We start from the raw sequence: 12,425 nt of genomic DNA, 5'->3' as shown, positions 1-12,425 counted from the left end.
GCCCAGGCGGCGGCAAGCAGCGCGAGAGAGGTGCCTAGGTAGGGCAATACCTTTCGCATCTTTTGCCTCCTTAGTGGAAGTTTTGAGTTTGGTTTTGGCACACGAAGAGCGCGCCTCTCGACATCAGAGAGAACGCGCTCCCTTGGTTCCCGAACTCCTCCACCGAACGAAGGCAGCAACGCCAGCCCGAAACGGTGCACCCTAATGCTAGGCGACCTGTTCCAGAAGAGTATCCTTTGTATCCTGCTTCTTTCCCAAGACCGCCTCAGCGCGGATGGTCATTTCCTATGGCTTACGCTACCCTTCGACCGGAAGTGAGGACTTCGGTAAACACCCGGAAGCGTTCGATTTTCACTTATATCTAACGCTTCACCGCGTGTTGATGTTCCCGATCAACACGCATTTTTTCGAGACGGCTACAGTGTAGCATACATTTTACACGTCTGTCAACTACCCATAGCCCTCTCAACAGGGCGACATGCCCTTCGAGGGGAGATGCCGACCTGTTTGATATGAAAAACGAAAACGCATCTTCGCTGTGACAAAATAGACCTATCCTATCGAAAAGGCAAAGAGTACCGTGAACGTAGTTTTCTTTCTCATTCTTGCGGCATGGTTAGAGGTAGGAGGCGATGCGTTGGTGCGTCATGGGCTGAAGCAAGCACGATGGCCGAGCGTGGCTCTCGGAGCGCTTGTGCTTGCGCTTTACGGCCTTTGCGTGAACCTGCCACGATGGGACTTCGGCCGCCTTCTTGGGGTCTACATTGCCGTTTTCTTTGTGGTTTCTCAGTTTGTTGCGTTTTGGTTTTTCCAGGAACGGCTGAAGCCCGCGACGCTTGTGGGCGGGAGCCTTATCGTATTGGGTGGGCTTGTCTTAACCTTTTGGCGACACTCTTAAAGACTGCTCTCCGTCTCATCGTGCGGCTCTAAAGCCAACCGGAGGCGCAAGCCTATCTTGTTCGCCCCCTATCTATCCGTCTTGCAGACGGCAGCGCAGCGGTCTTAGCAAACAGCCATGCAGCGGCCTGAGAGATAGGCGATGAAGAGAATAAAACAGGCCGCTGAGGTGCCCCTCTCCCTGTAGAGGGAGGGGATGGGGGTGGGTATTGCCAATTGCTTCGGGTTCTAGAGCCAACTCGTGGAGTAATCCGGCTTTGCTCGCCCCCTATCCCATCCTTTCCCCCGATTCGGGAGGTGCTAGCGCACGGCGATGCAGCGGCCAGCGAGATAGGCGATGAAGGAAACGACACAGGCCGCTGAGGCGCCGTCCGCGAGGACGCCCACCGCGAGGTGCCTCTCCCCCTGTCAGGGGGAGAGGCTATGGAGGTACCCCTGTGGTTATCCTGTTATTAGTGTTTACCCCCTTGTGATTGCCGTGTTTTATTGGGCAGGTATAAGGCCTGCCCCTACGGGCTGGTTGGTTCATGGTGATGGTTGCCGAGGGTACCCTTGAGGGAAAAGGCGCTGAGGGGGAGGGCGTCGGCCCTGGGGTTACCCGCCCACCATGAAAATCGGTGCTAGAGCCAACCGGCAAGACATACCAAATTAAATAATGCGGGAAGCTTGCTTCCCGCATTAACCTCCAAAGACTAGTGGCCTGTCGGTGGTGCCACTCCAGGGGCCGCAGGAGACGGCGTTGCCGGGGCGCTCAAGGGGCCGGCAGGCTGCCCCTGTTGCTTAATGCCCTGCCATGGCTGATAGGGTTGCCCGTTCTTCCAGGGCGGCACGCCCGGCGTGTACTTTACTCCCGGTGGAGTGTGGGGGCTGGTGAAATAGACCAGCGCCCCCACGATGCCCACCACAAGAACCACCACTACCGCGATTACGAGCACCGGATTGACCTCTTTTTGCACGGGGGTATCCTCCTAAACTACTGACGTTTGTCCCACATGCCGTTGGGCCAAACGCCCGACTGCACCAGCACGGGGTCCGGGTTGGTAACCTGAATGCCGATAGGTTGACGTGTGGCATCTTCGCGCATCCATTTTACGTGGCCATCGCACATGGCGTAGTTGCTGCCCTGGCTATGGATGGTGGCACCGCCCCCCTGCATGTTGAACTCACCATAGTTCCAGAAAACCTCGGTAGCCCACCCTTCGCTCCATTGGTGGTACCAGTTGGGGCGCTCTGCTACAAAGATGGTGGTCGCCGGGTTGGTGATGCTTGAATCGGGTGCGCTGGCCGGAGACATCTCGTAGCTAGGAGAGCTTGAGCTCCACCCCCAGCCGTTCAGAGGCCACATAAAGTTTTGGCTGTAGGTCACCGGAATGGCAGGCTGTTTGGGGTTGGCCGCGTCCTGCCCACGATTCCAAGCATCGTCTGGGCAGTGCCATATCTGCTTGTTTTTGATGTAGGGGTCGATCTGCTGATGCCAGGGCACCCAGGTGGGCCACCAGCCCCAAGTCCAACTGTGCACGCCATCGTAGTCCTGCGTATACATCAGCTCCCCAAGCATAATCTGCTTCTCGTTCGAGAGGCAAGAGACGGCTCTCGCCTTCTCACGCGCTTGGGCGAAAACAGGGAAGAGAATGGCCGCAAGTATCGCTATTATAGCGATAACTACAAGCAACTCGATGAGCGTAAAGCCCTTTTGTTTTGTGCTAGCGTGGTCCATAACTTTTAGCTCCTTTGCGGAAATTGGCTTTGCTAAACATGTTTAGCAAACGGTTTTTAAAAAAATGGGTCGGCAGAAAACTTGTGCTGTATTAACCCACTACTTACATTCTACCACACTTTGTGAAAATCCTCCTCTCTTCACCGCTCCTATCCCGCGGCCCCGCTTGCACTCTCTCCAAAAACCTGCTAAAATAGCTCCACCTCTGACGCCCTATCTGCCGATTTTTTAGGCATCGCAGGAGGAGAAACATAAGAGCGCTCTATCGTCCCGGGCATCCGTTACCGTCACCGCCGAAGTTGCGTCGCCCTTGGTGGCTTCTCGGCTTGGTTGTGGCGATTCTAGGTGGGTTGCTGGCTTGGAAGTTTTGGCATAGAACCTCGCCCCATCTTCCCTTGCGGCCGAGGTCCATTGCCACGGCTCCCAGGCTGGTTCCGGCATCTTCCCCCGTCCCTCCCACCCTAGTGCCGCCCCAGCCGGTAGACCCCAAGCCGTTGCCCGATTTCCCCAAACCGCCCCCCATCCATGCGCGCGCCGCCATCCTCGTAGATGCCGCCGATGGCCAAGTGCTCTACGCCCACAATCCCGACCTTGAGCTTCCCATGGCCAGCTGCACCAAAATTATGACGGCCCTCATCTTCTGCGAGCGCGTGCCCGATAACGCCATCATTGTGGCCAGCAAGCGAGCCGCCTCTACCCCTCAATCCTCCATGCACCTCAAGGTGGGGGAACGCCTTACTGCGCACGATCTGCTGCGTGGCCTTCTGCTGCGCTCGGCAAACGATGGCGCGGTGGCCGCTGCAGAAAAGGCTGCGGGGAGCGTGGAGGCTTTTGTTGCCCTTATGAACCAGAAGGCGGCAGAGCTAGGCTGCAAACATACGCACTTCATGAACCCTCATGGGCTTACCCAAAAAGGCCACTATACCACTGCACGCGATCTCGCCACCATTGCACGCGCTGCCATGCAGGTGCCACGCATTCGCGAGGTGGTGGGGCTGACCAAAGCGGTTATTCAACGCTCCATAGACAAGCACGACGTGGTAATGCAAAACCACACCCACTTCGTAGGCCACTTTCCAGGTGCCGACGGCATTAAAACCGGTTGGACGGTGCCGGCCGGCCACTGCTTTGTCGGCTCCGATACGCGAAACGGCTGGGAGCTGATCTCCGTAGTGTTAAACTGCCCTCATTTCGTTAAAGATACCGAGGCGCTCATGAACTACGGGTTTCACAATTTCGAGCCTCATGTGCTCGAAGCGGCCGGCCAACCGGTGGGAGTCTGCTCTGTAGTGCACGGCGTCGCACCTCGCATTCCCGTGCGCACAGCAGATAAGTTGGAGGTGGTGCTGCCGAAGAAAGCCCGTGCCTCCTTGGGGGTGCAGATGCGTCTCAGCCCGATTTCGGCTCCGGTGCAACCCGGCGAAAAGGTAGGAGAGGCCATCGGGCTGGTTAACGGGGTTCCTGTGGTGCAGGTGCCCCTTGTGGCCGAGTTAGGCGATGGTGTGGCCGTGAAGGAGCTTACGAAGGCGCCCTCCTCGATCTGGCCGCCTCTGCTTCGGGATGCCGCCATTTTGGCCCTTTGTCTGGTATCCTTTCGTTATGTCGCAGGAATCGGTGCGTCTGCAAAAGGCGCTCGCCGCCGCTGGAGTCGCCTCTCGTAGAGCCAGTGCCGAGCTGATAAAGCAGGGGCGTGTAGCCGTAAACGGCCGGGTTGTAACAGAACCAGGGCAGCTTATTGACCCCTCAAGCGATGTGGTTACCGTGGACGGAGAGCGCATCGCCCTGGAAAGCCCACAACCGCTTCTCTACCTTATGCTAAATAAGCCCGTTGGGGTGGTAAGCACCGTGCAAGACCCCCAAGGTCGCCCCACGGTGCTCGATATCGTGGGGCCGCTACCTGCCCGCGTCTATCCGGTCGGTCGGCTCGACATCAACAGCTCCGGCCTGTTGTTGTTAACCAACGACGGCGATTTGGCCTATAAACTAACCCATCCGCGCTTCGAAATTCCTAAAACCTATCGCGTCGTGGCCAAGGGGTTTGTGGGACCGGAGGCCGCCCGCCATCTGGCAGAGGGCGTATTGCTAGAGGACGGCCTAACGGCACCGGCAGAGGTGCGCTTTGTGGATTACGATAAGGGCACACAATCCACCATTTTAGACATCACCATTCGGGAGGGGCGTAACCGCCAGGTACGGCGCATGATGGAGGCCGTGGGGCACCCGGTTCGCCAGCTTACCCGCATCGGCTTCGGGAATCTGCGCCTTAAAGGTCTAGCTCCGGGCACCTGGCGCAAACTTCGTCCGGATGAACTTGCCGCCCTTCGTGCTTTTGTTGAACAACAACTCCTACCCACCTATAAGAAGAGACGCTAATGAAAAGATTGGCACTGGCTGTTTTGGTTGTAGGGCTGATCTGGGGCATGGGAACAGGTTGCAGCAAATCGCCCTCTGCAAACCGAGCTGCCACCGCCCCGCAGCCGTCCGCGGGCACAATAGCCAGCGTGGTAGATGCGGCAGGACATCACCTGACACTAACACGCTATCCGCAGCGCATCGTCTCTTGCGCGCCCAGCATCACCGAAATTCTTTACAAACTCGGACTGCAAAACCGTCTTGTGCTCGATACCACAGCTTGTGACTACCCGCCGGATGCGAAGAAAAAGCCCCACTTCAACGCCCTCAGCAGCGACATCGAGCCGATTTTAGCACAAAACCCGGATCTGGTGCTTGACCTTAAAGACCTAAATCACAGCCTTATCGCACCGCTGCAAAAGGCGGGCGTCCCTCAGCTCACCTTAGACGTAAGCAGCGTGGGAGCCGTCATGAACTCCATTCTGATCATTGGGAAGGCTACCGGCACCCTCAAGCAGGCTCAAGCCTTGGTTAACTCGCTTCAGGCCCAGCTCAATGCGGTTCGCAAGGCGGTGGCGAAGGCGCCGCACAAGCCGCGTGTCCTCATCCTCTACGGAACTAATCCGCTCTACACCACAGGCCCTAACTCGTTCATCAACGACCTCATCACCATCGCGGGCGGGGTTAATGTGGTGACCAAACCCCCTCCCGGCAACGTTATTTCCCCGGAGGAGGCCGTTGCGCTTCAGCCGGAGGTGATCTTGTGTGCCCCTGAACTCGTGCCCGCGATACGCCGCCTCCCCGGATGGGCGCAGGCGGTGCCGGCGGTGCGCAACAACCGTTTCTTCACCGCGGTCGACACGCTGGAACGTCCCGGCCCCCGCATGGCGGACGCCGTTGTGGCTTTGGCGCGCTACCTGCATCCCCATGAGATGGCTCGCTTCGCCCGTTCCACCCTCGCGAGGACGGCGCCTTAAATGGCACAAGTGCAGGAAACCGTAGAGCGTTTTAGGCCAGGCAAGCCGTTCATCGAGGATAGGCGATGGAGGCGCACCCTGCTGTTCCTGCTGTTGATCGCGCTGTTGCTGCTTGGGGCGCTGCTGCTTGACATCTGGATGGGGCCTTCCGATGTGGCGCGTGTGGTGACCCCGTCGGTCGTGGCGCAGACGCTCTTACGCCATATTCCTTTCCTCCATCCTGTGGTGCCTAAAGTCGCCTCTGTGCCCTATGCCGATGTCATCGTGTGGCAGGAGCGCCTTCCCCGCGCGTTGGCCGGTGCGTTGGTGGGCATGCTGTTAGCCGCCGTCGGCGTGGCGTTTCAGAGCCTGCTTATGAACCCTCTGGCCGATCCCTACACGGTGGGGATCGCCTCTGGGTCGGCCTTAGGCGCCCTGCTCATTGTCATTCTAGGGGGAACGGCCTGGCTAGGGGGCTACGCCCAAATGGTGGCGGCCTTCGCAAGCGGCGTGCTGGCCGTGGGGTTCGTGCTGTTCATCGCACGGGTGGGGGGGCGCATCTCTCCGCAAACGCTGCTGCTGGCGGGGGTGATCGTCGGTACCTTCTGCTGGTCGTTGATACCGCTCATCGTTACCTTGGGAATGCAGGCCGGTGCGGACAAAGAGGCGCGCATTATGGCAACCCTCTTCGGAAGCTTGGAGAGCGTAGATTGGCAAAGGCTCGGTCTGCTGCTGCCTTTCGGTGTTCTTGGAACGTTTCTTTTGTGGCGGATGGCACCACAGCTTGATCTGCTCACTTTTGGAGAGGAGACGGCAGCGCACCTGGGGGTACACACCGAGCGCTTGAAATGGACGATCATCGTGGCGGGCGCGCTTGTTACCGCAGCGGCAGTAGCCACGGCAGGCATCATCGCCTTTATCGGCTTTGTGACGCCTCATGCCGCGCGGCAGTTGGTTGGGCCGCGTCATCGGCACCTACTGCCAACGGCCATGTTGCTGGGCGCGCTGCTTTTGGTGCTCTCCGATTGGCTTGCTCGCGTCTATCTGTTCGATATTCAGGTGGGGGTGGTCACCTCGCTATTCGGCGTGCCACTCTTCTTTGTTTTGCTACGTAAGCAGTTACGGGAACGCTTTTAGGAGGAGAGGATGGCCAGGCTACGTTCGAAAGGGCGCAAGCACAAAAATACGGCAACGCCTTCGGCGCAGGACAATCGCCCCGGGGTAAAAACGCCTACTGCCGAGACGCTGAAAGAGGCCGACAAGCTGTTCAAGGGCTATTGGAAGCGCCTAGGTGCTCTGCTGCTTCTGGTGCTGCTTCTTTCCATCGCCTTTTCGCTGGCGGCGCCGCATTTTCGCAGCTACAACCTGTTCTATTTCTACATAGCCATTGTGTTTGCGCTTTCGTTCATCTCGCGCTATTGGCTTGAGAAGCTGTTTGTGGAGCTTAGAGAACTGGGGTTTCGTCGCTTAGCGCAGAAGCGCTACGCCGATGCAGCCGCCGTGCTGGAGTACTTTCATCGCTTTGGCAACATGGGTTTTGATAGGGATGGGGAGATACACTATCGGCTGTTATTGGCCTATCGGCATTTGGGAGAGGAGGAGCGGGCGAAACAGATTGCGGAGTGGATTCGGCGCTATCGGCCTAAAAGCCGCTATGCACAACGGCTGGCGACGACAGAACCAACGCAGGCCAAAGAGGAGGCATCAGGAGGGTGAGCCGCAGGGCGAACACGGCTCCTCCTCCCGCTGCTGTTTGCCGTCGCGTGTTGCATTACGACTCCACACTTCTCTGCAAAAGGCCGTGAGTTTCATGAGGGCGCTGCGTTGCTCCGCATTTATCTCTGTCGCGCTTGTCAGCGCCAACTCCAGCAGCCCCAAGGCCTCTTCTTCGGTTAAATAGAGCGCTTTCTCTTCCTGTTCCATTCCTTACCTCAACATCCTTCAGTACTAACCACAACAGCAGATTCAACCTCTGTTGTTCCACATTTTGCTCGTTTCTTAACTGCATAGACGAAAGCGCTCCAAAATTGTTTCGTAGTGTGAAAAATTTTACAGCATCAGGCCTCCTTCGGGAACGTAGCCACGCAGAAATCGTGCGGTCTCCTCCAACTCCTTCAGCAGCTGTGCCTCCGTTTTTGTGGAGCCGGGGATGATCTCGGCCACAAGCCACTGTTTGGTCGCCCTCGGAAGCACTTGGGCCAGCGGATTTTGCTCGTATTCGGCATGACTCTGTCTCAGGGCCTCCAGCACCTTTTCCATGCGAATGTGGCCGCGCCGATTGTACTCCTCCGTAAAGGGCCAGTGATGCGAGGCGTCGGGGGTGGTTTGCTGCAGATGGATGACGGCACAGGTTGCGCCGAACCGACGTATCCATTCGGTATAATCGAGGTCAGGGCCGGAAAGGCCGTAGTGCATGCCCGCCTGATGGCCTACGTCTAGGGTGAGCAGCACGGGCAGGGCATCGCCCCTATCGCGATTGACCTCGATAAGAAAACGTTCCCCCTCCTCCAGCGTCCACGGCTTTTCGCTGGGAATGTACATCTGCTCCTGCATCAGCGCGCGCAGGCCGCTAGAGCGCAGCTGTTGGGCTAACTCACGAAACGTTTGATGCAGTCGGGCCGTGGCCTCTTGCGTGCGCCTTGGGTCGGCCAGCACCTCGCAGGAGAAGGCATCCCAGTGGCCTCCTAGCAGATCGGTTCCCAATGTAACCGCGATCTCGGCGGCGGCCTCTATCCACTCCTTCATGCGCCGGCGGGGGCGAGGGTCGCTGTGAGAGAGGCCGTGAAAACGGTGTGTCGCCACGCCCGTATAGAGGTCGCAGATGGTGACTCCGTAACGCGCGGCAGCCTCTCGCGCCGCCTGGGCCCGATCTAGCTGAAACTGCCGGTCGCCCGAGAAAAAGGGGTCTATAACATCGGCACAAAAGGAGTGGGCGGCGAAACCACACTCTCGTGTAAGCCGCATCCAGTTCTCCGGCTCCTCCCAGCGGCGGGTTAAAAACGCTCCGTTAATTCCGATTTCCACAACCACATTCAGATGATCGCCCATAGCTCCTCCTACAAAAATTCCTCGACATATTTGGACACCCTAGCCGTCGGTTCCTGCCTCTTCATAAATTTGCGGCCTGAGGCCCTCAACCTTTAGGCGGGGCAGAGAAGCCTCCTCCTTTCTAGGAGCACAGGTGTCTGTTTCCCACCCATGCCGCTGAGACAGGCTCGATTCTCGTTTCGTCAAGGCCGATACAGGGGTCCCCAGAAAATCTTGCGATTTTCTGGGGTAGGGCGCCCTTCCCCTCAGCGCCTTTTACCTCAGCGAGAATGAAATGCGAAGACCTCTCCGCTTCGCTTCGAGGTGACATGGGGTGTCGAGACCCTTCCCCTTCAAAGAACGCGCTCTTCCCCTCTCCTCATTGGGCCGAGGGGCACCTCAGCGGCCTGTTTTATTCTCTTAAGCTCCTATCTCTCAGGCCGCTGCTTCGCCGTGCGCTAGCACCTCCCGAATCGGGGGAAAGGCTGGGATAGGGGGCGAGCAAAGCTGGCTTACTCCACGAGTTGGCTCTAGAGCCGCGAAGCCAGCAGTTTCTACAGCCCCACCCCTACCCTTCCCCTCAAGGCCGGTTTCACGCACACGGTAGGCTGTAGGGGTAGGCCTTGTGCCTACCCATTTCAGACGCTAGTTGCAGCGTAGGGATAGGCCTTATGCCCGCCCTACAGCGAGAAGCCGCCGGGCTTTAGACCAGGCGGAGTGTCATAAAGGTTTTTAGATGGGTTCTGTCGTACTATGTTGTAGACCACGGACATACTTTGAGGGGAAGCGCCGATGCGACTATCCGGCCTGAAGGTAAAGACGGTTGAACGGATTGTAGTTCACGTGCCGTTCACCCCGCGGTGCCAGGTTTGGAACCAGCGGGAGGTTTGGCAATGGGGCATTAGCGAGGTCATTCGTGTAACCACCAACGTGCGCGGGTTGGTAGGTTTCGGGGAGACGCTGCTGCACTACACGTGGGGGCGCGTATCGGAAGAGGCCGTTCAGGGCGTAATCGGCCGCAACCCGGCGGAGCTTTTGGGCGACGATAGGCTTGGGGCCGGACTGCAGATGGCTCTTTACGATGTGGTGGGGAAGGCCTTAGAGGTGCCTCTCTATCGGCTACTGAACCTACCGAAGGTTCGGGATTGGTGCCCCATAAGCTGGTGGAATATTGACATGTCGCCGGAGGCTCTGGCCGAGGAGGCGAAAGAGGCCGTGGCGCACGGTTACACCTCCTACAAAATTAAGGCAAGGCCTTGGTGGGACATCTACGCCCAGGTCGAGGCCATAAGTCGCGTTACTCCCCCCAGTTTCAAGCTCGATTTGGACTGGAATCAGATGCTACTTACCGCCGGCAACGCAGGGCCGGTGCTCTCTCAACTCGACCGTTATGGGCGCGTAGCCATCTACGAATCGCCCATTTTCCAGCGCGACGTGGAGGGCAATCGGCATTTACGCACGCTGACCACGCGGCCTATCGCCCTCCATTTCGGCGAGCCGCCCTTTCCCACCGTCGCACGTTGTGGCGTGTGCGACGGCTTCGTGGTAAGTGGAGGCATCGCCTCCATTCTGCGCCAGGCTGCCCTAGCCGACGCCTTCGAGATGCCGTTTTGGTTGCAGATGGTGGGCACCGGTCTCACCACGGCGCTTTCGCTGCACTTAGGGGCTGTGTTAAAGCGGGCGGTATGGCCGGCGGTGAACTGCCTCAATAACTTTGCGGACGATCTACTGCAAAACGCTCTTGAGATTGTGGGCGGTTATGCACGCGTGCCGGAGGGGCCCGGGCTGGGGGTTGAGGTAGATGAGGAGGCCCTGACACGCTATCGGATGCGTCCACCCCATGCTCTTCCGCGTCCACGGCTTCTTTTGCAGGTGGTGTGGCCTCAGGGATTTGCAATGTGGTATCGGGACATGCAGCAGTGTTGGGACGATTTTTTGGCCGGCAACCAGCCTGTTCAGGAGCGCGGCGTGCGTATGGAGACACTGGCCGACGACGGCTCGAAAGAGTGGGCGGAGCTGTTCCAGCGCTTACAGCGGGGGCCGATACGCACGAAGGAAGATGCACACATGGCCTAGGCAGCGCGCATGTATGCGCCGTGTTCTCATCCGGCCGCAAAGCGTTTTCCCGTCTAAATCGTTAACGTAACCGCTCCCATTCCGGCCTACCAACATGTTAGCGTTTTTTTGTCCGCACACGCATAGATTTCGCATTTCATTTGTCTTCACTTATGTAGTTCTCAATACACTCCGGCGCAGACATCTTATCCTTTTTTTTGGAGGCCGATACGCCAGGCTTGAAAGGCCGCAGAAGGGAGGAAGGATCAATCCAACAGGCTGAACGGAGTAAGCATTGACGACTATCAAGAGGTGGCGATGCTGGTGATAATAGATTGTTACGAGCTGCATTCTTCCTCTGCCATACTCGATGCTTCTTCTCAGAAAGTATTTGATGCCAATCATTTGCTACCAATATCCCTAGCAATGTCGGAGCTTGAGAAGCTCCAACAACGGCGGGATTTTTGGAATACAGCACATAGGTCAAGATCAGTGCGAGAGCAAGTAAAAGTAGATTAACAATCGGCTTCTTCCTCTCAGGCAGGTTTTTGTATCCCCTCGTCCAACAGATGATGAAGGAAGAAAGGGCGCAAAGAGAGCAGAAAGTTATATATTCTCGTGTTAGCATTCAGACCCCCTCCATGAAGGCATCATCACAGGCAGCTAGGGCACCTATAGTAGCAAGCCCATAAACATAAGCACTTCCCACTGCAACGCTAGCTGGTCCTAGTATTGTTAATGTAATCCCATATTTCTCAGCGCTACTTACAAAAATGTTAACTAACCCTGAAACCACATCTAGCTGTATTGCTTTCCAACCCATACTGCTTGGGAGACCTAAGAAAGCAACGTTAAACGCCGCAACTGCAAGCAACGCTAAAATTTGAACCGCATTTACAGCCTGTATTGGCATTTCAACGATCAAAGGATCACTGACTTCGGGCTCACTGTCTTCAGGCAGCTCAATGTTTGCAGCCCCCCATAAAAATCCATAAACTGCTACTATCCAGGAGGCAATGGCGAGCATCCACCCTACTGTGAGCCAATTCGTAGCAGCGTCTTTGCCGCTTCGGTCTTGTAAGTTTATGGAGTTACTATCACAATACACGAACCAGTTCGCTCCATCCCTTCCAGGGTCTTCACTGAGAAACCTGCCCAGCACAGGGTCCATGTAACGCGCCCTCATATAAATCAAACCCGTGTTCCCTTCGCTCTCATGGCCTAAACTCCCCATATACTTCTGGCTGCTGCTCCCTGACTGACCACTCCGCACCAAACCATACACATCGTACTTCCTGGCTGCTATAATATTCCAACCTATCTCCGCTATCCGGCTCATTTGGCAAAAACCCCAATCGGTGCTTGCTCCCCTACGGCTCTCCCTGCGACTCTGCCTCTCCATAGGCACACAACAGCTCCGA

At 57.2% G+C, this 12,425-nt stretch carries 13 protein-coding genes; 7 read left to right on the top strand and 6 right to left on the bottom strand.

Features of this window, described 5'->3' with window-relative positions:
- Nucleotides 1–580 precede the first annotated feature (580 nt).
- Entirely contained in the window at nucleotides 581–898 is a 318-nt protein-coding gene (locus tag VKV29_RS01745; protein ID WP_324199571.1) for a hypothetical protein, read from the top strand.
- A gap of 691 nt (nucleotides 899–1,589) precedes the next feature.
- Here VKV29_RS01745 and VKV29_RS01740 read toward each other — a convergent pair.
- Both VKV29_RS01740 and VKV29_RS01735 read right to left on the bottom strand, forming a co-directional pair.
- Nucleotides 1,590–1,853 (bottom strand): hypothetical protein, encoded by a 264-nt coding sequence (locus tag VKV29_RS01740; RefSeq protein WP_324199570.1) that lies wholly within the window; start codon nucleotides 1,851–1,853, stop codon nucleotides 1,590–1,592.
- A gap of 17 nt (nucleotides 1,854–1,870) precedes the next feature.
- Nucleotides 1,871–2,614, bottom strand: coding sequence for a prepilin-type N-terminal cleavage/methylation domain-containing protein (locus VKV29_RS01735; protein ID WP_324199569.1), 744 nt, complete (start codon nucleotides 2,612–2,614; stop codon nucleotides 1,871–1,873).
- 332 nt (nucleotides 2,615–2,946) lie between these two features.
- Here VKV29_RS01735 and VKV29_RS01730 point away from each other — a divergent pair, with 332 nt between their 5' ends.
- The 5 genes from VKV29_RS01730 to VKV29_RS01710 are packed head-to-tail and all read left to right on the top strand — an operon-like array spanning nucleotide 2,947 to nucleotide 7,638.
- Nucleotides 2,947–4,275 (top strand): D-alanyl-D-alanine carboxypeptidase family protein, encoded by a 1,329-nt coding sequence (locus tag VKV29_RS01730; RefSeq protein WP_324199572.1) that lies wholly within the window; start codon nucleotides 2,947–2,949, stop codon nucleotides 4,273–4,275.
- A complete protein-coding gene (locus VKV29_RS01725; RefSeq protein WP_324199568.1) occupies nucleotides 4,214–4,987 on the top strand; it encodes a pseudouridine synthase in 774 nt (257 codons plus the stop codon). Before VKV29_RS01730 ends, VKV29_RS01725 begins: the two co-directional genes overlap by 62 nt.
- Nucleotides 4,987–5,943 carry an ABC transporter substrate-binding protein gene (locus VKV29_RS01720; protein ID WP_324199567.1) on the top strand — a complete coding sequence of 319 codons (957 nt, stop codon included), beginning with the start codon at nucleotides 4,987–4,989 and terminating at the stop codon, nucleotides 5,941–5,943. The genes VKV29_RS01725 and VKV29_RS01720 overlap by 1 nt, the downstream gene beginning before the upstream one ends.
- A complete protein-coding gene (locus VKV29_RS01715; protein ID WP_324199566.1) occupies nucleotides 5,944–7,059 on the top strand; it encodes an iron ABC transporter permease in 1,116 nt (371 codons plus the stop codon).
- Between the two features lie 9 nt (nucleotides 7,060–7,068).
- Nucleotides 7,069–7,638, top strand: a complete 570-nt coding sequence (locus tag VKV29_RS01710) for a hypothetical protein (RefSeq protein ID WP_324199565.1) — start codon at nucleotides 7,069–7,071, stop codon at nucleotides 7,636–7,638.
- Here the strand turns inward: VKV29_RS01710 and VKV29_RS01705 are convergent.
- Both VKV29_RS01705 and VKV29_RS01700 read right to left on the bottom strand, forming a co-directional pair.
- Nucleotides 7,627–7,845, bottom strand: coding sequence for a hypothetical protein (locus tag VKV29_RS01705; RefSeq protein WP_324199564.1), 219 nt, complete (start codon nucleotides 7,843–7,845; stop codon nucleotides 7,627–7,629). The two genes, VKV29_RS01710 and VKV29_RS01705, sit on opposite strands and share 12 nt — an antisense overlap.
- A 126-nt stretch (nucleotides 7,846–7,971) precedes the next feature.
- Complete coding sequence (locus VKV29_RS01700; RefSeq protein WP_324199563.1) at nucleotides 7,972–8,970, bottom strand: sugar phosphate isomerase/epimerase family protein; 999 nt, start codon at nucleotides 8,968–8,970, stop codon at nucleotides 7,972–7,974.
- Between the two features lie 771 nt (nucleotides 8,971–9,741).
- Here VKV29_RS01700 and VKV29_RS01695 point away from each other — a divergent pair.
- Entirely contained in the window at nucleotides 9,742–11,025 is a 1,284-nt protein-coding gene (locus VKV29_RS01695; protein WP_324199562.1) for a mandelate racemase/muconate lactonizing enzyme family protein, read from the top strand.
- Nucleotides 11,026–11,161: 136 nt separating this feature from the next.
- Here VKV29_RS01695 and VKV29_RS01690 read toward each other — a convergent pair whose 3' ends face one another.
- Both VKV29_RS01690 and VKV29_RS01685 read right to left on the bottom strand, forming a co-directional pair.
- Nucleotides 11,162–11,632: a hypothetical protein gene (locus tag VKV29_RS01690; protein ID WP_324199561.1), complete on the bottom strand. Its 471-nt coding sequence runs from the start codon at nucleotides 11,630–11,632 to the stop codon at nucleotides 11,162–11,164.
- On the bottom strand, nucleotides 11,633–12,343 hold the full coding sequence (locus tag VKV29_RS01685; RefSeq protein ID WP_324199560.1) for an RHS repeat-associated core domain-containing protein: 711 nt from the start codon (nucleotides 12,341–12,343) through the stop codon (nucleotides 11,633–11,635).
- Nucleotides 12,344–12,425 lie beyond the last annotated feature (82 nt).

It is taken from the genome of Chthonomonas sp., from assembly GCF_035294165.1.
Lineage (GTDB): Bacteria > Armatimonadota > Chthonomonadetes > Chthonomonadales > Chthonomonadaceae > Chthonomonas.
Note: the sequence above shows the minus strand (reverse complement) of the source record. Positions and strands in the feature narration are given on the sequence as shown.